Annotated in this window: 20 protein-coding genes; 15 read left to right on the top strand and 5 right to left on the bottom strand. The window is 59.1% G+C overall.

Going from position 1 to position 21,403, the window contains the following annotated elements; genetic code table 11:
* Window positions 1–85 precede the first annotated feature (85 nt).
* The 3 genes from secA to HBJ59_RS19010 all read left to right on the top strand — a co-directional run bounded on the left by secA (window position 86) and on the right by HBJ59_RS19010 (window position 5,257).
* Window positions 86–2,821 (top strand): preprotein translocase subunit SecA, encoded by a 2,736-nt coding sequence (secA, locus tag HBJ59_RS19020; protein ID WP_076017438.1) that lies wholly within the window; start codon window positions 86–88, stop codon window positions 2,819–2,821.
* Window positions 2,822–2,942: 121 nt separating this feature from the next.
* Window positions 2,943–4,160, top strand: coding sequence for a bifunctional glutamate N-acetyltransferase/amino-acid acetyltransferase ArgJ (gene argJ, locus HBJ59_RS19015; protein WP_167664422.1), 1,218 nt, complete (start codon window positions 2,943–2,945; stop codon window positions 4,158–4,160).
* Between the two features lie 152 nt (window positions 4,161–4,312).
* Window positions 4,313–5,257 (top strand): Nudix family hydrolase, encoded by a 945-nt coding sequence (locus HBJ59_RS19010; RefSeq protein WP_076017436.1) that lies wholly within the window; start codon window positions 4,313–4,315, stop codon window positions 5,255–5,257.
* 137 nt (window positions 5,258–5,394) lie between these two features.
* On the opposite strand, the gene HBJ59_RS19005 is transcribed toward HBJ59_RS19010, so the two are convergent.
* The 3 genes from HBJ59_RS19005 to HBJ59_RS18995 are packed head-to-tail and all read right to left on the bottom strand — an operon-like array spanning window position 5,395 to window position 8,976.
* Window positions 5,395–5,973 carry a cob(I)yrinic acid a,c-diamide adenosyltransferase gene (locus HBJ59_RS19005; RefSeq protein WP_063027599.1) on the bottom strand — a complete coding sequence of 193 codons (579 nt, stop codon included), beginning with the start codon at window positions 5,971–5,973 and terminating at the stop codon, window positions 5,395–5,397.
* A gap of 2 nt (window positions 5,974–5,975) precedes the next feature.
* Entirely contained in the window at window positions 5,976–8,012 is a 2,037-nt protein-coding gene (locus HBJ59_RS19000; protein WP_167664421.1) for an ATP-binding protein, read from the bottom strand.
* Window positions 8,013–8,058: 46 nt separating this feature from the next.
* Window positions 8,059–8,976 carry a putative 2-dehydropantoate 2-reductase gene (locus tag HBJ59_RS18995; RefSeq protein WP_167664420.1) on the bottom strand — a complete coding sequence of 306 codons (918 nt, stop codon included), beginning with the start codon at window positions 8,974–8,976 and terminating at the stop codon, window positions 8,059–8,061.
* 125 nt (window positions 8,977–9,101) lie between these two features.
* Between HBJ59_RS18995 and HBJ59_RS18990 the strand changes: the two genes are divergently transcribed.
* Together HBJ59_RS18990 and HBJ59_RS18985 are read left to right on the top strand one after the other, a co-directional pair.
* Entirely contained in the window at window positions 9,102–9,587 is a 486-nt protein-coding gene (locus tag HBJ59_RS18990) for a YajQ family cyclic di-GMP-binding protein (RefSeq protein WP_076017433.1), read from the top strand.
* Window positions 9,588–9,722: 135 nt separating this feature from the next.
* The gene (locus HBJ59_RS18985) at window positions 9,723–10,565 is read left to right on the top strand and encodes a mechanosensitive ion channel family protein (protein WP_167664419.1); all 843 of its coding nucleotides are present in this window, start codon (window positions 9,723–9,725) and stop codon (window positions 10,563–10,565) included.
* A gap of 190 nt (window positions 10,566–10,755) precedes the next feature.
* Here the strand turns inward: HBJ59_RS18985 and HBJ59_RS18980 are convergent, their stop codons facing one another.
* Window positions 10,756–12,027 carry an OprD family porin gene (locus tag HBJ59_RS18980; RefSeq protein WP_076017431.1) on the bottom strand — a complete coding sequence of 424 codons (1,272 nt, stop codon included), beginning with the start codon at window positions 12,025–12,027 and terminating at the stop codon, window positions 10,756–10,758.
* 882 nt (window positions 12,028–12,909) lie between these two features.
* Here HBJ59_RS18980 and HBJ59_RS18975 point away from each other — a divergent pair.
* The gene (locus HBJ59_RS18975; RefSeq protein WP_167664418.1) at window positions 12,910–13,335 is read left to right on the top strand and encodes an HIT domain-containing protein; all 426 of its coding nucleotides are present in this window, start codon (window positions 12,910–12,912) and stop codon (window positions 13,333–13,335) included.
* A gap of 3 nt (window positions 13,336–13,338) precedes the next feature.
* Window positions 13,339–13,545 (top strand): SlyX family protein, encoded by a 207-nt coding sequence (locus HBJ59_RS18970; RefSeq protein WP_017475674.1) that lies wholly within the window; start codon window positions 13,339–13,341, stop codon window positions 13,543–13,545.
* Window positions 13,546–13,629: 84 nt separating this feature from the next.
* On the opposite strand, the gene HBJ59_RS31900 is transcribed toward HBJ59_RS18970, so the two are convergent.
* Window positions 13,630–14,232, bottom strand: a complete 603-nt coding sequence (locus HBJ59_RS31900; protein ID WP_167664417.1) for a cold-shock protein — start codon at window positions 14,230–14,232, stop codon at window positions 13,630–13,632.
* Between the two features lie 430 nt (window positions 14,233–14,662).
* Here HBJ59_RS31900 and HBJ59_RS18960 point away from each other — a divergent pair, with 430 nt between their 5' ends.
* From HBJ59_RS18960 to ruvB, 8 genes are all read left to right on the top strand, one after another.
* The gene (locus HBJ59_RS18960; RefSeq protein ID WP_003209800.1) at window positions 14,663–15,136 is read left to right on the top strand and encodes a Dps family protein; all 474 of its coding nucleotides are present in this window, start codon (window positions 14,663–14,665) and stop codon (window positions 15,134–15,136) included.
* A gap of 213 nt (window positions 15,137–15,349) precedes the next feature.
* Complete coding sequence (locus tag HBJ59_RS18955) at window positions 15,350–15,703, top strand: ribbon-helix-helix domain-containing protein (RefSeq protein ID WP_167664416.1); 354 nt, start codon at window positions 15,350–15,352, stop codon at window positions 15,701–15,703.
* A 218-nt stretch (window positions 15,704–15,921) separates the two neighbouring features.
* Window positions 15,922–16,143 (top strand): FmdB family zinc ribbon protein, encoded by a 222-nt coding sequence (locus HBJ59_RS18950; RefSeq protein WP_076017428.1) that lies wholly within the window; start codon window positions 15,922–15,924, stop codon window positions 16,141–16,143.
* Window positions 16,144–16,251: 108 nt separating this feature from the next.
* Complete coding sequence (gene aspS / locus HBJ59_RS18945) at window positions 16,252–18,027, top strand: aspartate--tRNA ligase (protein WP_076017427.1); 1,776 nt, start codon at window positions 16,252–16,254, stop codon at window positions 18,025–18,027.
* Window positions 18,028–18,178: 151 nt separating this feature from the next.
* Window positions 18,179–18,925, top strand: a complete 747-nt coding sequence (locus HBJ59_RS18940; RefSeq protein ID WP_003209810.1) for a YebC/PmpR family DNA-binding transcriptional regulator — start codon at window positions 18,179–18,181, stop codon at window positions 18,923–18,925.
* A 156-nt stretch (window positions 18,926–19,081) separates the two neighbouring features.
* Entirely contained in the window at window positions 19,082–19,606 is a 525-nt protein-coding gene (gene ruvC, locus HBJ59_RS18935; RefSeq protein ID WP_003209812.1) for a crossover junction endodeoxyribonuclease RuvC, read from the top strand.
* Window positions 19,607–19,721: 115 nt separating this feature from the next.
* Window positions 19,722–20,333 carry a Holliday junction branch migration protein RuvA gene (ruvA, locus tag HBJ59_RS18930; protein ID WP_010169952.1) on the top strand — a complete coding sequence of 204 codons (612 nt, stop codon included), beginning with the start codon at window positions 19,722–19,724 and terminating at the stop codon, window positions 20,331–20,333.
* Window positions 20,334–21,392 (top strand): Holliday junction branch migration DNA helicase RuvB, encoded by a 1,059-nt coding sequence (gene ruvB, locus HBJ59_RS18925; RefSeq protein WP_071484352.1) that lies wholly within the window; start codon window positions 20,334–20,336, stop codon window positions 21,390–21,392. It abuts the gene before it with no gap.
* The last annotated feature ends 11 nt before the right edge of the window (window positions 21,393–21,403 follow it).

Genomic DNA, 21,403 nt, shown 5'->3' with positions numbered 1-21,403 from the left:
AATGCTCGTTCGCATGCGGCCGTGAGGGCTGCTCGGGCGACTCACGGGGCGCCCTCCATCCCTATGTGTGGAAGAACCTGCCGATATGTTTGCGCCTTTGTTAAAGAAACTTTTTGGAAGCAAGAATGAGCGCGAAGTCAAACGCATGCTCAAGACGGTGCAGCTGGTCAATGCCTTCGAAGAGCAGATGGTTGCCCTTTCGGACGAGCAATTGCGCGCCAAGACCGAAGAGTTCAAGGCCCGCATAGCCAAAGGTGAAACCCTCGACAAGCTGCTTCCCGAAGCCTTTGCGGTCGCCCGTGAAGCCGGTAAGCGTGTCATGGGCATGCGCCACTTCGACGTTCAGTTGATCGGCGGCATGACCTTGCATGAAGGCATGATTGCCGAAATGCGCACCGGTGAAGGCAAGACCCTGGTAGCAACCCTGGGCGTTTACCTCAACGCACTGTCCGGCAAGGGCGTGCACGTTGTGACGGTGAACGACTACCTGGCCCGCCGGGATGCCAACTGGATGCGTCCGCTGTATGAATTCCTCGGCCTGACCGTCGGCGTTGTCACGCCGTTCCAGCCGCCGGAAGAGAAGCGCGCCGCCTACGCTGCCGACATCACCTACGGTACCAACAACGAATTCGGTTTCGACTACCTGCGCGACAACATGGCGTTCAGCATGGAAGAAAAATTCCAGCGCGAACTCAATTTTGCCGTGATCGACGAAGTCGACTCCATCCTGATCGACGAAGCCCGTACACCGCTGATCATTTCCGGTCAGGCCGAGGACAGCTCGCGCCTGTACACCGAAATCAACAAGCTGATCCCGCGCCTTGAGCAACACATCGAGGAAGTGGAAGGCGTGGTGACCAAAGAAGGTCACTTCACCATCGACGAGAAGACCCGCCAGGTCGAACTCAACGAAGCCGGTCACCAGTTCGTCGAAGACATGCTGACCCAGATCGGCCTGCTGGCCGAAGGCGAGAGTCTGTACTCGGCGCATAACCTGGGCCTGTTGACCCACGTGTATGCCGGCCTGCGTGCTCACAAGCTGTTCCATCGCAACGTCGAATACATCGTGCAGGACGGCCAGGTCGTACTGGTCGACGAACACACCGGTCGTACCATGCCGGGTCGCCGTTTGTCGGAAGGCCTGCACCAGGCGATCGAAGCCAAGGAAGTCCTGAACATCCAGGCAGAGAGCCAGACCCTGGCCTCGACGACCTTCCAGAACTACTTCCGTCTGTACAACAAACTGTCCGGCATGACCGGTACAGCCGACACCGAAGCGTTCGAATTCCACCAGATCTACGGTCTGTCGGTGATGGTTATCCCGCCGAACAAGCCGCTGGCGCGTAAAGACTTCAACGACCTGGTGTTCCTGACCGCCGACGAGAAATACGCTGCAATCGTCGCCGACATCAAGGAATGCATGGCCCAGGGTCGTCCGGTGCTGGTGGGTACTGCCACCATCGAAACTTCCGAGCACATGTCCAGCTTGCTGAACAACGAAGGCATCGAGCACAAGGTCCTCAACGCCAAGTTCCACGAAAAAGAAGCCGAGATCATTGCCCAGGCCGGTCGCCCAGGCGCACTGACCATCGCCACCAACATGGCCGGTCGTGGTACCGACATCCTGTTGGGCGGTAACTGGGAAGTGGAAGTCGCCTCCCTGGAAGACCCGACCCCTGAGCAGATCGCGCAGATCAAGGCCGACTGGCAGAAGCGTCACCAGCAAGTGCTGGAGTCCGGTGGCTTGCAGGTGATCGCGTCCGAGCGTCACGAGTCGCGCCGTATCGACAACCAGTTGCGTGGTCGTGCCGGTCGTCAGGGTGACGCCGGTTCCAGCCGTTTCTACCTGTCCCTGGAAGACAGCCTGATGCGTATCTTCGCCTCGGACCGGGTGAAGAACTTCATGAAAGCCCTGGGCATGCAGTCCGGTGAAGCGATTGAACACCGCATGGTGACCAACGCCATCGAGAAGGCCCAGCGCAAGGTAGAAGGCCGCAACTTCGACATTCGCAAGCAACTGCTTGAGTTCGATGACGTCAACAACGAACAGCGTAAAGTGATTTATCACATGCGTAACACGTTGCTGGCCGCCGACAACATCGGCGAGACCATCGCCGATTTCCGTCAGGACGTGCTCAACGCCACTGTCAGTGCACACATTCCGCCACAATCCCTGCCTGAACAGTGGGATGTTGCCGGTCTGGAAGCCGCGTTGAAGAGCGACTTCGGTGTCGACTTGCCGGTCCAGCAATGGCTCGACGAAGACGATCACCTGTACGAAGAAACCCTGCGCGAGAAGCTCATGACCGAGCTGCTGGCCGCGTACAACGAAAAAGAAGAGCAGGCGAGTGCCGAAGCACTGCGCACCTTCGAGAAGCAAATCGTACTGCGTGTGCTGGACGACCTGTGGAAAGATCACCTGTCGACCATGGACCACCTGCGTCACGGCATCCACTTGCGTGGCTACGCCCAGAAGAACCCGAAGCAGGAGTACAAGCGCGAGTCGTTCACGCTGTTCTCCGAGCTGCTGGATTCGATCAAGCGCGATTCGATTCGTGTGCTGTCCCACGTTCAGGTGCGTCGCGAAGACCCGATCGAGGAAGAAGCCCGCCTGCGTCAGGAAGCCGAGGCCCTGGCTGCGCGCATGCAGTTCCAGCATGACGAAGCACCGGGTCTTGAAGCTCCGGAAGTTTTGGGTGAAGAGGTCGATGTGGCCCTGGCCCAGGCGCCTGTGCGCAATGAGCAGAAGCTCGGTCGCAACGAGCTGTGCTGGTGCGGTTCGGGCAAGAAGTTCAAACACTGCCACGGCGAAATCAACTAAGATTTTCGCCTGACGCTGCAACACCCCGCGCCGCGACCGGCATCAGCCGTCGCGGCGTTTTGCCATTTCGTCACCGTCGATAACGACGGGATACACATCCACTATTGTTAGGAGCGCATTCATGGCTGTTGGTCTTGGTCCTTTGCCCACGTTGCACCCGGTTGCCGGTTTTGAACTTGGTATCGCTTCGGCCGGCATCAAGCGCCCGGGGCGCAAGGATGTGGTAGTGATGCGCTGTGCCGAAGGCTCGACCGTCGCAGGTGTGTTCACCCTGAACGCGTTTTGCGCGGCTCCGGTGATTTTGGCCAAGCAACGGGTTGAAGGCCCGGTGCGTTACCTGCTGACCAACACCGGCAATGCCAACGCCGGCACTGGTGAGCCTGGCCTGGCCGCCGCTGCCCGTACCTGCGCCAAGCTGGCGGAGCTGACCGGCGTTGATGCCAGCCAGGTGCTGCCGTACTCCACCGGCGTGATCGGTGAGCCGTTGCCGGTCGAGAAAATCGAAGGCGCGCTGCAAGCCGCACTGGATGACCTGTCGGCGGATAACTGGGCGGCTGCGGCCACCGGCATCATGACTACCGACACCCTGCCCAAAGGCGCAAGCCGCCAGTTTGTGCATGAAGGCGTCACCGTCACTGTTACCGGCATCAGCAAAGGCGCCGGCATGATCCGCCCGAACATGGCGACCATGCTTGGCTACATCGCCACCGACGCCAAAGTCTCCCGCGATGTACTGCAGAACCTGATGCTCGACGGCGCGAACAAATCGTTCAACCGCATCACCATCGACGGCGATACCTCGACCAACGATTGCTGCATGTTGATCGCCACCGGCCAGGCCGACCTGCCGGAAATCACCTCGTCCAACGGCGCGTATTTCGCAGCGTTGAAGCAGGCCGTGTTCGAAGTGTGCATGGATGTGGCCCAGGCCATCGTGCGTGACGGCGAAGGCGCCACCAAGTTTGTGACGGTTGAAGTCAACGGCGGCGGCAACCACCAGGAATGCCTGGATGTTGGCTACACCGTGGCCCACTCGCCGCTGATCAAGACTGCACTGTTTGCTTCCGACCCGAACTGGGGCCGTATCCTGGCCGCTGTGGGCCGTGCCGGTGTGCCGAACCTCGACGTGAGCAAGATCGACGTATTCCTTGGCGACGTGTGCATCGCCAGCCGTGGCGCTCGGGCCGAGACATACACCGAAGCCCAAGGCTCTGCGGTGATGCAGCAGGAAGAAATCACCATCCGTATCGAATTGGGTCGCGGTGAGTGCAGCGAAACCATCTGGACCACCGACCTGTCCCACGAGTACGTGAAGATCAATGCGGAATACCGCACCTGATACGCAGGTATGGCAGGTGTCACTGTAGGAGCGAGCTTGCTCGCGAAAAACCGGAGGGCGCCCCGCTGAGTCAGGAAGCCCGCGTTATCGTTAACGACCTTCGCGAGCCAGCTCGCTCCTACAGGTGGATTTACGTTTAGAGGAACAATGCGGTGAAACGAGTTCATGTAGCAGCAGCGGTCATCCGGGGTGTCGACGGCAGGATTCTGCTGGCGCGCCGCGCCGATACCCAGCATCAGGGCGGCCTCTGGGAGTTTCCCGGTGGCAAGGTGGAGGCCGATGAGTCGGTCGCTACCGCGCTGTCCCGTGAATTGCAGGAAGAGTTGGGCATCCAGGTTACGGCAGCTCGTCCGTTGATCAAGGTGCAGCATGATTACCCGGACAAGCAGGTGTTGCTGGATGTCTGGGAAGTTTCGGCTTTTACCGGTGAACCTCACGGTGCCGAAGGGCAACCCCTTGAGTGGGTAGCCCAGCGGGACTTGCCTGACTATGAGTTTCCGGCGGCCAACGCACCGATCGTAGCGGCAGCGCGTTTGCCGGCTGAATACCTGATCACTCCGGGTGAGCTGGAAACGCCGACGCTGTTACGCGGCATTCAAAAAGCTATCGCAGGCGGCATCAAGCTGGTTCAGTTGCGTGCTCCCAACGGCTACGACCCCAAATACCGCGACCTGGCGGTGGACGCCGTGGGGCTGTGTGCGGGCAAGGCTCAGCTTATGCTCAAGGGGCCGTTTGAATGGCTGGGGGATTTTCCCGCAGCCGGCTGGCACATGACCTCGGCGCAACTGCGCAAATACGCGAGCAAGGGGCGACCCTTGCCGAAGGATCGCTGGTTGGCGGCGTCTTGCCACAATGCTGAAGAACTGGCGTTGGCGGAGTTGATGGACGTGGATTTCGTCACGCTGTCACCGGTGCAGCCGACCCAGACTCACCCTGATGCCCAGCCATTGGGTTGGGAGCAGGCGCAGCAGTTGATCAGTGGTTTCAGCAAACCGGTGTTCTTGCTGGGTGGGGTTGGCCCTGCTGAGCGGGAAAAGGCCTGGGAGGCCGGGGCTCAAGGTGTGGCGGGGATTCGGGCGTTCTGGCCTGAGGTATAAGGACCAGGCCGGTGAGCTTGTTGTGGCGAGGGAGCTTGCTCCCGCTGGAGTGCGCAGCGCTCCCAATATTTTGGGTCTGCTGCGCAGCCCAGCGGGAGCAAGCTCCCTCGCCACAAATCTCAATCAGTCAGTAAGCATCAGTGCGGCTTCGCCGCCGCCTGCCACAAAATCTCCGCAACGCCCTGGCGCTTGGCAATCACCCTGGCGGCCACAAACAGCAAGTCCGACAGCCGGTTGATATACGCCAACCCCACGCCTTCCAGCGGTTCCACTGCATTCAGGTGCTGACACCGACGCTCCGCACTGCGGGCCAGGCTGCGGCAGACATGAGCCTGGGCAATCAACGCCGAACCCCCCGGCAGAATGAAGTTCTCCAGCGGGCCGACCTCTTCATTCCAGCGATCGATCGCGGCCTCAAGCCGGTCAACTTCCGCCGCATTCAGCGCCTTATACACCGGCATCGCCAACTCGCCGCCCAGATCAAACAGCCGATGCTGGCAAGGCGTCAGCACCTCGATCACATCCTTCAATGCCGGATGCTGCCCGCTCTGTTCCTCAAGACCCGCCAACAACAAACCCAGCTGGCTGTTCAACGCATCGACTTCGCCAATGGCCTCTACCCGTGGGTGGTCCTTGGGTACGCGGCGGCCATCGCCCAGGCCGGTTTCGCCCTTGTCGCCGGTACGGGTGTAAATTTTCGACAGGCGAAAGCCCATGGTTAGCGCTCCAGTTGAGTCAGTTCGTTGGGGGGCAGTTGGCTGCCGGCCAAGGGCAGGCGCAAGGTGAAGCAGGTGCCTTGGCCGAGGGTGGAATGCACTTCCATCTGCCCTTTGTGATTGTTGGTGATGATGAAATACGAAACCGACAACCCAAGGCCGGTGCCCTGGCCGATTTCCTTGGTGGTGAAGAACGGTTCAAAGGTGCGTTTGCGCACGTTCTCACTCATGCCAATGCCGTTGTCTTCCACCTGGATCTCCGCCCATGGCGGGTTGAGCCGGGTGCGCAGGATGATACGCCCTGGCTCGCTGTCATCCTCACGCTGGTGAATCGCCTGTGCGGCGTTTTTCAGCAGGTTGAGCAGCACTTGTTCGAGTTCGTTGGCGGTGCCGGGGACCGGGCCCAACTGCGGGTCGAACTGGCGGATGATCGCCTGGCCCTTGAAGTCGAAGCCGACGATGAGGTCGAAATCGTTGCCGGCAATCTCCACGGCCTGGTCGATCAAGGCCGGCAAGTCGCAGGGTGCCATCTGGCGGTTGCTGCGGCGGCTGAAGCTGAGCATGTGGGTGACGATTTTCGCTGCCCGGGCACCGGCCTGCTGGATACCGTCGAGCAATTGCGGCACTTCGCGGCTTTGCAGGTAACGGTTGACCGTGTCCAGGTCGATGCCCACTTGTTCGGCGTGCTCGAGGTTTTTCGGTAGCTCGTTGGACAGCCGGCGGCGGATGTTCTGCACGTTATGCAAGATCGCCCCCAGCGGGTTGTTGATTTCGTGGGCCATGCCGGCGGCGAGGCCACCCACCGAGAGCATCTTCTCTGACTGCACCATCATTTCTTCCAGGGACAGGCGCTGGGTGATGTCGTCGATCCGGATCACCACGCCGCGCCCGGCACCGCCCATCAGCGGGTAGAAGGTCAGGGCGTAGTGCTTGGCTTCGTCATCCTTGATCCAGGTAACCCGCTCGATCCGCTCCACGGTGTGTTGCTCTACCGTGGCCTTGATCTGCGGCAGGAACGGCTTGAGCGGCTGGAAGGCAAGGAAGATCGGCTGGTTCAACGCCTCGTCCAGACGGGTGCCGGAAAGCGCACTGGCTTCCTGGTTCCATTGGGTGACGTAGAGCTGCTCGTCGAGGGCGATCAGCGCCGAGGGCATCGAGTCGATGATGCTGTTGAGGTAATTCTGGAAACCGGTGAGCTTTTTCTCGATCTTGCTGCGCACCTGGACTTCCAGCTCCAGCTTGCGGTTGGTGTGGCGGGTTTCTTCCGCCAGACCCTGGGCTTGATCGTAGGCGGCCTGGGAATCGTCACGGGCGCGCTTGAGTTGCTGCTCGCGGGCTTCGATGCGCGAAAGCATGGTGTTGAAGGCTTCGGCGAGGCTGCCGATTTCATCGTGGTTGCCACGACCGGCGCGCAGGGCGTAGTTCTCTTCCCGGGTTACCTGGCGCGACAATTCTTCCAGTTCATGGATTGGCCGGGTAATCAGGCGCTTGATCTGCCGCGCAATCAGCAGCCATAGCAGCACGCTGAAAATCAGGATGCCCAGGCTGGCGGTGAAGGTCCCGGTGTAAAAGGCCACCGGCAGTTCGCTGCTGGCCACCAGCAATAAATGCCCGGACGGTTGGCCGGCGCGGGGAAGGGTGATCACCTGGTTGCTGCGAAACTCGGTGGCGCGCCAGGTTTCAATATCCCGGTAATTGTCTGGCAAGTGCAGGCGATTGGCATGTTGCAGCTGGGCCAGGCGCGTGCCTTCGCCGTCATATAAGGCTGCGGCCCGCAAGGGTGAGTAGCTGGTCAGTTCATCCAGCAGGGTTTGCGCCTTGAGCGGTGAGTCCAGGGACTCGGCGGCGAGCGAGGGGTTGGACACCAGCCGACCGATGGCCTGCAAGGCCTGGGGTGCCATGCTTTCCTGGGAGATCCAGTAGGCGGCGCTGATAAAGGTCAGGTTGGCCACCAGCAACACAGTGGTCAACAAAACCAGCAGGGCCGCCAGCAGTTTTTGCCCAACCGGTAGATTTTCGAGGCGCTGGCGCAGTGGCATCAAGGTTTTCGCTGCAAAGGAACAGGCAGGCAGGGTAGCGCGTGCTTCAGTCGCTGGGCAATCCGCGTGCAGACAGTCGCTGTACCAGGCGCGCCTGGAGTTGTTGCAGGTGCGGCAAGGTCAGTTGGTGGCGTGCGGCCGCCTGGCAGGCGTAGCCCAGCAAATAGCTGATTTCGGTGCGGCGGGCACTGGCCACGTCCTGGTACATCGACGAGTAATTGGCTGCCGTGGCCTGTATCACCCGTTCCACTTCGCGTTGCAGGTCCTGCGCGGCAGCGGGTTGGCCGCAGCGTTCCAGCAGGTCGGCGAGTTCGGCGCACAAGGTGGCCACTTCACATTGATGGGCTTGCAGTTCGCCATTGCGGCATTCGTAGAGCACGGTCAGCGGGTTGATGGCGCAGTTCAGGGCCAGCTTGCGCCACAGGCGGGTGAGGATGTCGGTGCTCCATTCATGGGGAATGCCGGCGGCTTGCAGGTCATCCAGCCACAGCGGCGGGGTAGGGTGGCTCGCATCTCCCAGCCAGGTGTAGCCATGGCCGGCAAACACGACCCGCCAGTCGCCCTCGCGAAACGCGCCTTCGGTGCTGGAGGCGAAGATGCAGCGTGCCTGGGGCAGTTGGGCGGCGACTGCGTCCTGGCTGCCCAGGCCGTTTTGCAGCAGGATCAGTTCGGCGTCCGGTGCCAGTCGATGTTCAAGCTGTGCGACGGCCTCTTGGGCGTCGTAGGCTTTGCACGCCACCAGCAGGCGATGAATCGGCCCTGGGCTGTCGGAGGTTTCGCCGACGACCGGGTAAGTGTGGGCCACGCCATGCTCGACCAGCGTCAGGCCCTCGGCGGCCTGATAACTCGTCAGCCGCATGTGGTCCCGCAGGATCAGGCGCACGGGCAACCCGGCACGGGCCAGGCGGGCGGCCCACAATGTTCCGAGGCTGCCAGCGCCGAGGACATGCCAGGTGGTCGACATCAGTTTTTACTCCGTAAGGCTGCCCGCAGTGAACGAGGCGAAAGAACCGCTATAATGCCCGGGCATTTTAGCCTGGGCGTGCTCCATCTCTACTGAGCCGCGCCCCTTTTTATTGGAGAAATTACATGCCGTCGTTCGACGTGGTATCCGAACTGGACAAACACGAAGTCACCAACGCCGTCGAGAACGCCGTCAAGGAGCTGGATCGTCGCTATGACTTGAAGGGCAAGGGCAGCTTCGAGTTCAAGGAAAAGGACCTGACCGTCAACCTGACCGCGGAAGCCGATTTCCAGCTCGAAGCGATGATTGAGATCCTCAAGCTGTCGCTGGTCAAGCGCAAGATCGATGCGCAATGCCTTGAAATCAAGGATGCGTATGCCTCCGGCAAGCTGATGAAGCAGGAAGCCGTGCTCAAGGAAGGCATCGACAAGGAGCTGGCGAAGAAAATCGTCGCTCACGTCAAGGACGCGAAGCTCAAGGTCCAGGCCTCCATTCAAGGCGAACAGGTGCGCATCACCGGCAAGAAGCGTGACGACTTGCAAGAGGCTATTGCTGCCTTGCGTGCCAAGACTTTCGACATGCCGCTGCAGTTCAATAACTTCCGTGACTGATAGCACTTTGGGGAACCTGTAGGCGTTTTTGACGTCCCACGCCCCAGAACCTGCGCCCACCATTGAGCCCTACGGGGCTCAATTGCATTTAGGGCCAATCAATATGCCGAGCATCCGGTAAACAGGAGAATGTAGATGGATTTGAACGCTGAAGTGGATCACCTGATCAAGACCTCTGAGTCGTGGTTACCGATGATCATGGAATACGGCAGCCGATTTTTGCTGGCCCTGGTCACCCTGGCCATCGGTTGGTGGCTGATCAACGTCTTGACCCACCGAGTCGGGCGTTTGCTGGCACTGCGTAATGCTGACCTGGCGCTGCAACACTTCATTACCAACCTTGCGAACATTGCGCTCAAAGTCATGCTGGTGGTCAACGTGGCCTCGATGATCGGCGTGGCAACCACTTCGTTCGTTGCCGCGATCGGTGCCGCCACCCTGGCCATCGGCCTGGCCTTGCAAGGCAGCCTGGCGAACTTCGCCGGCGGCGTGCTGATTCTGTTGTTCCGCCCGTTCCGCATTGGTGACTGGATCGAAGCCCAGGGCACTTCCGGTACCGTCGACAGCATCCAGATCTTTCACACCGTGTTGCGCACCGGCGACAACAAGACGGTGATCATCCCAAACGGCAGCCTGTCCAACGGCCTGATTACCAACACCAACCGTCAGCCGACCCGCAAGGTGGTGTTTGATGTGGGTGTCGACTATGAAGCCGACCTGCAGAAGGCCCGCGAAGTGTTGCTGGAACTGGCCAAGGATCCACGTGTACTGGCTGATCCTGCGCCGGCAGCCGTGATTTCTACTTTGGGCGACAGTTCGATCACTGTATCCCTGCGGGTCTGGACCAAGACTGCGGATTATTGGGATGTGATGTTTATGTTCAATGAACTGGCACGTGACCGTTTGAAAGCCGCGGGGATTGATATTCCATTTCCGCAGCGGGTTATTCGCGTGATGCAGGAAAGTGCAGTGAAGTAAACGTGCGACGTGCGGATTAAACTTGTCTGGTGTGTCAGGTTTATTCGCGGGATTGAACTAGATAGCTAGCTTGCTAGTTATCCGGTTGTTGAGATTAAGTTGCAATAAAAAAGCCGCTCACTTGCGAACAAGTGAGCGGCTTTTTAGTTAGAGCCGAGGCCCTAAGTCATCGTTGTAATCAAACTGCCAATTACAAGATGTTCAGCGGGTATTGCGCGATCAGACGCAGTTCGTCGATAGACGCCGAACCGTAGTACACACCATCGCTGGAGCGATAAGTGGCTTGACGTACACGCAGGCTCAGGTCTTTAGCCGGGCCGCTCTGGATCACGTACTTGGCTTCGATGTCACGTTCCCACTCTTTGCCGTTCGAGGTGTCGGCGGTGTTGGCGCCGGTACCTTTAACGTAGCGAGTCATGAAGCTCAGGCCTGGCACGCCAAACGTGGCCATGTTCAGGTCGTAGCGAGCCTGGAAGGACTTCTCGTCTTCAGCGTTGAAGTCGGAACGAGCGATGGAGTTGGCAAGGAAGATCGTGCCGCCGCCGTCTACGCCGTAACCGTAGTCACCGTCACCGCTAACCTTCTGGTAGGCCAGGGTAAAGGTGTGAGCCTGGATGGTGTACGCGCCTTGCAAGCTGTAGGCACGGTTATCCAGTTTGGTGGTGCCGTCCTTTTCAGCCCGTTGCAGGCCAGCGCCATCACTTTTGGTGCTGTAGATGTTGAAGTCGACTGCCAGGGACTGTTCATTGCTAAGCGCATGGGTCCAGTTCAGGTTGGCGTAGGTTTTCTTCCAGTAGTCTTCGGTCTTCGCGTAGTAGAGGCTGGCGCTGACTTCTGGAGTGAGGGCGTAGACGCCACCGATGAAGTCAGTTTTTGTCAGGCCCAGGCTGTCGCGGTAGGTCTGGGCTTGCGCCACGCTCGAAGTGAAGTGACCGCCTTCGAGTTTCAGGCCCTTGATCTCGTTGCTGGTCAGCGAGATACCCTGTGGCAATTCAGGCAGCAGACGGCTGTCATCGGAAGCGAACACAGGTGCGGTGGTGTACTGGTCGCCGACTTTCAGGACCGTATCGGAGATACGGAACTTAACGGCGCCGCCGCCTTTGGAGTAATCATCCTCAGAGCGACCGTCGGAGCCCGTTGGAAACAGGCCAGTACCGGAACGACCCTTGCCGCTGTCCAGTTTGACGCCCAACAGACCGATCACGTCGACACCCACACCGATGGTGCCTTGGGTGAAGCCCGACTGGTACAGGCCGTTGAAGCCCAGGCCGGTTTCGTTGACGCGGCTTTTGCCGGTGTCGTTGTTACGGAAGTCGCGGCCAAAGTTCAGGAGGCGAGTGTTGATGCTGAAAGTACTGTCTTCAACAAAGCCTTTGGAGTCGTCCTGAGAGGACGCCATTGCGAACTGCGAGGTGCCTGCTGAAACAGCCAGGGCGATCATGCTCCACTTCATCACGCGCATCGTGATTTGCTCCTTTGGTTTTAGGAAGAGTACTGCCGTCCCACCTATATTTTTGTCTGGGCGGCTCTTTCTTTTTTGTGTCGGCGCAAAGTTATATCACGCAGACATTATTGACGATACTTGCACATCTATCCTTTCAGCTTCTTTACGGGCCTGTCGTAAATTGCTAGCTCCATGTCGCAAATTCACAGTCCGTTTGGAACCGGACTGACAACTTCAATACTGTTTAAAAGCGTTGAGTCGGGTAAGGAATATCCCTTCTCAAAGTTTTAACTCTTCCTTGAAAAGCATTGAACCGCTGTTGTTTTCCGTCGCGAAACACCTGCTTCCTGCCGGTGCCGTTGTCGACGATACAACGGTGAATGCAACAAGCGTGCACAAACCGGAAACCGAATGTGATTTTTTCGTGAAAATTGTCAACGCCGTGTAAAAACCGCATAAGCACGGGCTTTTTACGCCGAATGGTTTGGCCTTGACGCGCCTGCTGTGCTCCTGTTGGGTGGTGGTTAAAACCTGCACCAGAGCAAAACGTTACCGGTTCACCCCGTTAGGTGGGTAGTCGGCGGATCCCTTTGAAGCACAAATGGGTCATTTTGGTGCGATTGTTCCCGGTCTGCGTTTTTGCCTCAAGGTAGTGTTCTTATCCTGAGAGCCCTCTGGCTCAAGGTCTTTAAGCGTGTCCTACGTCCTGACTTTGACTGGGATTGGATGCATTGGTCATTTAGCGTAGCTGAAATATTGGTCTGTCTCGAAATGGTGCGCTTTTTTTCGCGGCGTCCTGTTTGGGCGCGTATCTGGCCTGATGCATTCGCCGTGAAGCGCCCGGCATTCGCAGGTATGCTGGGCGCCTGAAACCTGACCCGCCGAACGGGAGTGACTGCTGTGTTCGCCTTAGATCCACGTCTTCAACAAGACACCTTGCCCATCGGGGATTTCCCCCTGTGCCGGCTGCTGCTGTCCAATGACTCGAATTACCCTTGGTTTATCCTGGTGCCGCGCATCGACGGTATCAGCGAAGTGTTTCAACTGGATGTCGCTGACCAGCAGAGCGTGTGGCAAGAAAGCACGGCGCTGGCGCAGTTGCTTAATGAAGGGTTTGGCGCCGACAAAATGAATATCGGTGCGCTGGGTAATGTGGTTAGCCAACTGCATGTGCATGTGATCGTGCGCAAGCGCGATGACGCCGCCTGGCCGGCGCCGGTCTGGGGCAAGCATCCGGCGAAGCCTTACAGCGACGAGCAAGTGGCGGCGATTCGTGCGCGTCTGCACGAGATCCTGCCGGCCGGCTTCGCGTTTCTGGAGGCTTGAGCCATGGACCTTCAAGACCGCGTGACCGACCTGGAAAGCCGACTGGCCTTTCAGGACGACACCATTGAGACCCTCAATGACATCCTGGTCACGCAGCAGCGCGCGGTTGAACGCCTGCAGATGCAGATGACTGCATTGCTCAAGCGCCAGGAAGAAATGGGAGGCCAGTTCGAGTCGTCCGAGGAAGAGGCCCCGCCGCCTCACTATTAATGAGGCAGGGGTGAATCCCCAGGCATAAAAAAACCGCGATGCAGCCAGGCTGCATCGCGGTTTTTTTGTTTCGGGGTACTGGAATCAGCGACGCGGCAACGCCGCGATCACATCTTCAGCTTGCAGGCCCTTGTCACGATTCATCACGGAGAACTCCACGCGCTGGCCTTCTACCAGGACGCGATGGCCTTCGCCGCGAATCGCCCGGAAGTGGACGAAGATATCGTCGCCCGAATCCCGGGAGATAAAGCCGAAGCCCTTGGAGGTGTTGAACCACTTCACGGTACCGGTATCCCGGTTGGTCATGTCGTAGCTTTGCGACGCAGCGGCCGGCGAGGAACGGTAAAAACTGGTGGCCAGATGAAGAGCGATGGCTACCAGTGCTATTACCAGGCTGAGCAGGACGGCCGGGTGGCCACCGACTTCAGGCATAGGCGCCAGCAGGGTGAGGGTTTGCACGACAACAGCCAGGACCAGCAGGGCGCTGACCAGGTTTTGCAGTTGATGACGCGGGCCTTTGTTCCAGTAAGGAATGACTGGAGCCAGTGTCAGGTTAAGAAGACCAAAGAAGGTCAGGTAGAGAGCGTCAGGTTGCTGCAGATAAGGCAGGGTTTCTGAGCGCAGGCTGGGGATAAAGGACAGCAGCAAAGCTGCAGCGCCCGTTAGCAGGTGGACGATTTTCAACATTTTGATTAACTCACGTTAAGACGGATCACGAGGAAGAGCTGACTGGCACGGTTCGCTTCTGAACAATGGGAGGCGTTGGGCACGTGCACGGGGTATCAGCCTATGCCGCTGCCGCAAAAAATAACGACGGCGACACGCTGCCTATTTAACAGCAAAGCCTGTGCCTACTCAAATCAAGCATTTCGGGCTGTTGCAAGGCGCGGGGGCATTTGCGCGCCAAACGCTTGTCCTAGACAGGTGCGGGATTTTTCGTCGGCGGCGGGTAATTTTTCTTGCAGGGCTCAAAGCCTTGCCTGCCGTGCAGACGCGCGCTGCAAGGGGCGATTTGCCGCAGGTAGAGCGGGCCAGTCGGGCTGCACAAGGCCGGTACTCTTGCTAGAGTGGTCCTGCACCTGATCAATGAATTTTTTATCAATTGAAGGGGAAACACATGGCAATCGATATTGGTATCAGTGAAGAAGACCGTAAATCAATCGTTGACGGACTTTCGCGCCTGCTTTCCGATACCTATGTACTTTACCTGAAGACCCACAACTTCCATTGGAACGTAACGGGCCCCATGTTTCGTACGCTGCACTTGATGTTTGAAGAGCAGTACAACGAACTGGCGCTGGCGGTGGATTCAATTGCAGAGCGTATTCGCGCCCTGGGTTTTCCTGCGCCGGGTGCTTATTCGGTGTACGCGCGACTTTCTTCCATCAAGGAAGAAGAGGGTGTGCCGAGCGCTGAAGACATGATCAAGCAACTGGTCGAAGGCCAGGAAGCCGTTACCCGGACTGCCCGGGGTATCTTCCCGTTGTTGGACAAAGTCAGCGATGAACCTACTGCGGACTTGCTGACACAGCGTATGCAAGTTCATGAAAAAACCGCTTGGATGTTGCGCTCCCTGCTCGAAAACAAGTAACACCGGTGGCGGGTGGGCGTCGAGCTGACGCCCCTCGCGTGCCTGTTTTCCGGCGATTTCCCTGATTCTGCGAGCTTCCTGATACACGCGTTGGCTTGTCCTACGGTGATCAGCTCCCTGTCTTCTGGCTGCACTTGTCTTCTTGATGTTTTATAGCTCAACGGCCAACGACAACACTGATGAGTGGCCGTCAGGCAATGGAGTGTCAAGTGTATGTCACGCGGAGCAGGTAATGGAGTTATGGAAACGTGCGGGTTGCACAAGATAAAGGTAGATCCCTTTGCCAAGGGGTTCGATATGAACTTGGCGAGGCCATTGTCCCGGTCCGTTCGGCTTAATGGTTTTTCGACGTGTTTGCGACTTGAAGAGGTGTATTGGAATATCCTCACGGAGATAGCCAGGATCAATACGTGTTCGGTCAGTGCGCTGCTGTCTTACGTGGACCGTGAAGTGCACTTGCGATACGGCGGTGTAAAGAACTTCAGTGGTCTGGTCAGGGTAGTTTGTGTGGTTCATGTATTGAAAGGGCGCCTTGACGCGCCGGGTGTCCATCCGGACCTGGCATGATCCTTGTGCCGGCCGCCAGGCTCGGGATTGCCCCGGGTCGGGCGCCTGGCAGAAGCGTGCTGCCACCACCTATATAAAGAGCAGCGCGCCGCTACGGCTGCACAGCCTCGATTTACCAGATATAATCCCGGGCTTTGCTGCGCATGCCGGGACTTTCCCACGGGATAGAGTCAGGGCAGGGCGTGGCGCAGTAATGATCTGATCGCCGAGACATCTCCATGCCCATGTACGACTATCAATGCGCTTCCTGTGGTCATCAGTTGGAAGCCATTCAGAAGATCAGCGCCGCGCCGCTGGTCGATTGCCCGGCCTGCCAGGCACCGGAGCTTAAAAAGATGTTGTCCATGCCGGGCTTCCGCCTGAGTGGCAATGGCTGGTACGAGACTGATTTCAAGACCGGTACAAAGAAGAATCTGGCCGGCGGCGACAAAGCAGACTGAGTTGAACTCTACGCGCAGGCTCCTGCATTATCCGTCACCTGACTTAGCTGTACGGTGATGAGGCAGGCCTCCACTGAATTTCGAATTACGAGAAGCGAAACCACTATCATGATGCGCAGCCACTATTGCGGCCAACTGAACGAGACCCTGGAAGGTCAGGAAATCACCCTTTGCGGATGGGTTCACCGTCGCCGCGACCACGGCGGGGTGATCTTCCTCGATATCCGTGATCGTGATGGTCTGGCCCAGGTGGTGTTCGATCCGGACCGCGCCGAGAGCTTCGCCGCCGCCGACCGCGTGCGCAGCGAGTACGTCGTGAAGATCACCGGCAAGGTTCGCCTGCGTCCGGCTGGTGCCACCAACGCCAATATGGCGTCGGGCATGATCGAAGTGCTGGGTTACGAGCTGGAAGTGCTGAACGAGTCGGAAACCCCGCCGTTCCCACTCAACGAGTTCTCCGACGTTGGCGAAGAAACCCGCCTGCGTTATCGCTTCCTGGACCTGCGTCGCCCGGAAATGGCCGAGAAGCTGCGTCTGCGTTCGCGCATGACCACCAGCATCCGTCGCTTCCTGGACGAAAACGGCTTCCTCGACGTCGAGACGCCGATCCTGACCCGTGCTACCCCGGAAGGCGCTCGCGACTACCTGGTGCCGAGCCGTACCCACGCCGGTTCCTTCTTCGCGTTGCCGCAATCGCCACAGCTGTTCAAGCAGCTGCTGATGGTTGCCGGCTTCGACCGTTACTACCAGATCGCCAAATGCTTCCGTGACGAAGACCTGCGGGCCGACCGCCAGCCGGAATTCACCCAGATCGACATCGAGACCAGTTTCCTCGATGAAAAAGAGATCATGGGCATCACCGAGCAAATGATCCGCAACCTGTTCAAGGAAGTGCTGGACCTGGAATTCGGCGAATTCCCGCACATGACCTTCGAAGAAGCCATGCGCCGTTACGGTTCCGACAAGCCTGACCTGCGTAACCCGCTGGAACTGGTTGACGTTGAAGACCAACTCAAAGACGTCGACTTCAAAGTGTTCAGCGGTCCGGCCAACGACCCGAAATGCCGTATTGCCGCGCTGCGCGTTCCTGGCGCTGCGAGCATGCCGCGCAAGCAGATCGACGACTACACCAAGTTCGTCGGCATCTACGGTGCCAAGGGCCTGGCGTACATCAAGGTCAACGAGCGCGCCAAGGGCGTTGAAGGCCTGCAGTCGCCAATCGTCAAGAACATCCCTGAAGCCAACCTCAACGTGATCCTTGATCGCGTTGGCGCGGTCGATGGCGACATCGTGTTTTTCGGCGCCGACAAGTCGAAGATCGTCAGCGAAGCACTGGGTGCACTGCGGATCAAGGTCGGTAACGACCTGAACCTGCTGACCTGCAAGTGGGCGCCGATGTGGGTTGTCGATTTCCCGATGTTCGAAGAGAACGACGACGGCAGCTTCAGTGCCCTGCACCACCCGTTCACCGCGCCGAAGTGCACGCCGCAAGAGCTCGAGGCCAACCCGGCTGGCGCTCTGTCCCGTGCCTACGACATGGTGCTGAACGGCACCGAGCTGGGTGGCGGTTCGATCCGTATCCACCGCAAGGAAATGCAGCAGTCGGTCTTCCGCCTGCTGGGCATCAACGAAGATGAGCAGCAAGAGAAGTTCGGCTTCCTGCTTGACGCCCTGAAATACGGCGCGCCGCCTCACGGTGGCCTGGCCTTCGGCCTGGACCGTCTGGTGATGCTGATGACCGGTGCGCAGTCGATCCGTGAAGTGATTGCCTTCCCGAAAACCCAAAGTGCTGCCGACGTGATGACGCAAGCACCGGGTGTGGTGGATGCCAAGGCACTGCGCGAGCTGCATATCCGTCTGCGCGAAGCACCAAAGGCTGAGTAAGGCCGCAGCGTGAAAGCGCCATAAGGTTTTACATTGTCAGCTAAGGGCGCATCTTCGGATGCGCCTTTGCGTTAGAAGGGCTGTACGTTAAAGAGGGAAGTCCCGCCTGGGGCGGGATCGACAGGTTTCTACAGAATTTCGGAGTTGTGTTATGGCTGGCCATTCCAAGTGGGCGAACATCAAGCACCGCAAAGAGCGTCAGGATGCCAAGAAAGGCAAGATCTTCACCAAGTGGATTCGCGAGCTGACCGTCGCTGCGCGCCAAGGTGGCGGTGACCCGGGTTCCAACCCGCGTTTACGCCTGGCCCTGGACAAGGCCCTCGGTGCCAACATGAGCCGCGACATCATCGACCGCGCCGTGGCCCGTGGTGCCGGTGCGGCCGATACCGACGACATGGTCGAGCTGAGCTACGAAGGCTACGGCCCGGGTGGCGTGGCGGTGATGGTCGAGTGCATGACCGACAACCGCAACCGTACTGCGGCCGCCGTGCGCCATGCATTCAGCAAGTGTGGCGGCAACCTGGGCACCGACGGTTCGGTGGCCTACCTGTTTGAGCGCAAGGGGCAGATTTCCTTCGCGCCGGGCGTTGACGAAGATGCACTGATCGAAGCCGCGATGGAGGCGGATGCCGACGACGTGGTGACCAACGAAGACGGTTCCATCGACGTGTTTACCTCGTTCGCGGGTTTCTACTCTGTGCGTAACGCTCTGGAAGCGGCCGGTTTCAAAGGTACCGATGCGGAAATCGTGATGCTGCCCACCACCAGCGCCGAGCTGGACCTGGATGGGGCGCAGAAGGTGCTCAAGATGCTCGACATGCTTGAAGACCTGGATGACGTGCAGAACGTCTATTCCAATGCCGATATCCCGGAATCGGTGGCCGAACAGCTAGGCTGAGGGATGATGCAGATCTAATGTGGGAGCGGGCTTGCTCGCGAAGGCGGTGTAACAGTCACCTTATCGACTGACTGGTACACCGCCTTCGCGAGCAAGCCCGCTCCCACATTTCGACCTTCGCTATATCAAGAATTTTTTACCCAATCCGCAGGCGTTATGACTCTAATCCTAGGTATCGACCCCGGTTCGCGAATCACCGGCTTTGGCGTGGTCCAACAGACCCCGCGAGGCTGCGTGTACGTGGCGTCGGGCTGTATCCGTACCGGCGCCGGCGAGCTGGCCGAGCGCTTGCAGATCGTTTATCGCGGCGTGCGTGAAGTGATCCAGACCTACGGCCCGGTCACCATGGGCATCGAAAAAGTGTTTATGGCAAAAAACGCCGACTCGGCTTTAAAGCTCGGCCAGGCCCGCGGTGCGGCCATCGTTGCCGGTGCCGAGGAGGGCATGGAGATCGCTGAATACACCGCGACCCAGGTCAAGCAAGCCGTGGTCGGTACCGGTGCCGCGAATAAGGAGCAGGTGATGATGATGGTCATGCATATGCTCAAGCTCACCGCCAAACCGCAAATCGATGCCTCTGACGCCCTGGCCATTGCCATTTGCCACGCCCATACCCGCTCCAGCCTGATGCCCCATGGCCTGGGTACGGCACGCAGTCGTGGCGGCCGGCTGCGTCTCTGATAGCATCAGCGCAATCATTCTGCGTGGGGTGCATGAACGGCCTGTGCTGTCGGCCGGCATGCCCGCGTTATTACCGGTCAGGCCTTGATCTGAGCCGATTGTTAAGGATTCGAACGTGATTGGACGCTTGCGCGGCACTCTGGCTGAGAAACAGCCGCCGCACCTGATTCTGGATGTAAACGGGCTGGGCTATGAGCTGGAAGTGCCCATGACCACCCTCTACCGCCTACCGTCGGTCGGTGAACCGCTGACCCTGCACACCCATCTGGTGGTGCGCGAAGACGCACAATTGCTCTATGGTTTCATTGGCAAGCGTGACCGGGACTTCTTCCGTGAGCTGATCCGCCTCAACGGCGTGGGCCCGAAGCTGGCGCTGGCGCTGATGTCCAGCCTCGAAGTCGATGAGCTGGTGCGCTGCGTGTCGGCCCAGGACACCTCGGCGCTGACCAAGGTGCCAGGCGTCGGCAAGAAAACCGCCGAGCGCTTGCTGGTGGAGCTCAAGGACCGCTTCAAGGCCTGGGAGGTCGTGCCGAGCATGTTCGCCCTGGTGCCTAACCAGCCGGATGCGCCGGGTGTGCCGGTGGCCAGTGCCGAAAGCGATGCAGTCAGTGCGCTGATCTCCCTGGGCTACAAGCCCCAAGAGGCGAGCAAGGCCGTGTCGGCCATCAAGGACAAGAACCTGAGCAGCGAAGACATGATCCGCCGCGCCCTGAAGGGAATGATTTAAGTGATTGAAGCTGATCGTCTGATCGCGGCCACCGGCCCCCGTGACCGTGAAGAAGTCCAGGACCGGGCGATTCGCCCCCTGAGCCTTGCCGAATACATCGGCCAGCCCACCGTGCGTGAGCAGATGGAGCTGTTCATCCAGGCCGCGCGCGGGCGTAGCGAATCCCTGGACCACACGTTGATTTTCGGCCCGCCGGGCCTGGGCAAGACCACCCTGGCCAACATCATTGCCCAGGAAATGGGCGTGTCGATCAAGTCCACCTCCGGCCCTGTGCTGGAACGCCCGGGTGACCTGGCGGCGCTGTTGACCAACCTGGAACCCCACGACGTACTGTTCATCGACGAGATCCACCGGCTTTCGCCCATCGTCGAAGAAGTGTTGTACCCGGCCATGGAAGACTTCCAGCTGGACATCATGATTGGCGAAGGCCCGGCCGCGCGCTCGATCAAGCTCGACTTGCCGCCGTTCACCCTGGTGGGGGCCACCACCCGTGCGGGCATGCTGACGAACCCGCTGCGAGACCGTTTCGGGATTGTTCAACGTCTAGAGTTCTATAGCACGGCGGATCTGGCGACTATTGTCAGCCGTTCGGCGAATATCCTCGGTCTGCCCCTGGACCCGGAAGGCGCGTTTGAAATCGCCCGTCGCGCCCGTGGTACGCCGCGGATTGCCAACCGGTTGCTGCGACGGGTGCGCGACTTTGCCGAAGTACGGGCCAAGGGGCATATCACCAAGCCCGTGGCAGACCTGGCGCTGAACCTGCTGGATGTGGATGAGCACGGCTTTGATCACCAGGACCGGCGCCTGCTGCTGACCATGATCGAGAAGTTCGACGGTGGCCCGGTGGGTGTGGACAGCCTCGCGGCAGCCATCAGCGAAGAGCGGCATACGATTGAGGATGTACTGGAACCGTACCTGATCCAGCAGGGCTATATCATGCGTACGCCGAGGGGGCGTGTGGTCACCCGGCATGCGTATCTGCACTTTGGGTTAAACATTCCGTCACGATTGGGCGAGATGCCCGTAGTAGACGAATTCCTCGATGCAGTAGACGATTAAAAACGCTTGGC

This window comes from Pseudomonas sp. AN3A02 (assembly GCF_011765255.1).
Classification (GTDB): Bacteria; Pseudomonadota; Gammaproteobacteria; order Pseudomonadales; family Pseudomonadaceae; genus Aquipseudomonas.
This window is presented reverse-complemented; position numbering and strand designations above follow the sequence as displayed.

What these genes read in the sequence shown, in the direction of transcription:
- HBJ59_RS19000 (WP_167664421.1), bottom strand. Translation starts at nt 8,012, where the DNA reads ATGCCACTGCGCCAGCGCCTCGAAAATCTACCGGTTGGGCAAAAACTG.
- secA (WP_076017438.1), top strand. Translation starts at nt 86, where the DNA reads ATGTTTGCGCCTTTGTTAAAGAAACTTTTTGGAAGCAAGAATGAGCGC.
- HBJ59_RS18970 (WP_017475674.1), top strand. Translation starts at nt 13,339, where the DNA reads ATGGACCTTCAAGACCGCGTGACCGACCTGGAAAGCCGACTGGCCTTT.
- HBJ59_RS19005 (WP_063027599.1), bottom strand. Translation starts at nt 5,973, where the DNA reads ATGGGCTTTCGCCTGTCGAAAATTTACACCCGTACCGGCGACAAGGGC.
- HBJ59_RS18955 (WP_167664416.1), top strand. Translation starts at nt 15,350, where the DNA reads ATGTCACGCGGAGCAGGTAATGGAGTTATGGAAACGTGCGGGTTGCAC.
- HBJ59_RS18940 (WP_003209810.1), top strand. Translation starts at nt 18,179, where the DNA reads ATGGCTGGCCATTCCAAGTGGGCGAACATCAAGCACCGCAAAGAGCGT.
- ruvC (WP_003209812.1), top strand. Translation starts at nt 19,082, where the DNA reads ATGACTCTAATCCTAGGTATCGACCCCGGTTCGCGAATCACCGGCTTT.
- aspS (WP_076017427.1), top strand. Translation starts at nt 16,252, where the DNA reads ATGATGCGCAGCCACTATTGCGGCCAACTGAACGAGACCCTGGAAGGT.
- HBJ59_RS18960 (WP_003209800.1), top strand. Translation starts at nt 14,663, where the DNA reads ATGGCAATCGATATTGGTATCAGTGAAGAAGACCGTAAATCAATCGTT.
- argJ (WP_167664422.1), top strand. Translation starts at nt 2,943, where the DNA reads ATGGCTGTTGGTCTTGGTCCTTTGCCCACGTTGCACCCGGTTGCCGGT.
- HBJ59_RS18985 (WP_167664419.1), top strand. Translation starts at nt 9,723, where the DNA reads ATGGATTTGAACGCTGAAGTGGATCACCTGATCAAGACCTCTGAGTCG.
- HBJ59_RS18980 (WP_076017431.1), bottom strand. Translation starts at nt 12,027, where the DNA reads ATGCGCGTGATGAAGTGGAGCATGATCGCCCTGGCTGTTTCAGCAGGC.
- HBJ59_RS18950 (WP_076017428.1), top strand. Translation starts at nt 15,922, where the DNA reads ATGCCCATGTACGACTATCAATGCGCTTCCTGTGGTCATCAGTTGGAA.
- HBJ59_RS18990 (WP_076017433.1), top strand. Translation starts at nt 9,102, where the DNA reads ATGCCGTCGTTCGACGTGGTATCCGAACTGGACAAACACGAAGTCACC.
- HBJ59_RS31900 (WP_167664417.1), bottom strand. Translation starts at nt 14,232, where the DNA reads ATGTTGAAAATCGTCCACCTGCTAACGGGCGCTGCAGCTTTGCTGCTG.
- HBJ59_RS18995 (WP_167664420.1), bottom strand. Translation starts at nt 8,976, where the DNA reads ATGTCGACCACCTGGCATGTCCTCGGCGCTGGCAGCCTCGGAACATTG.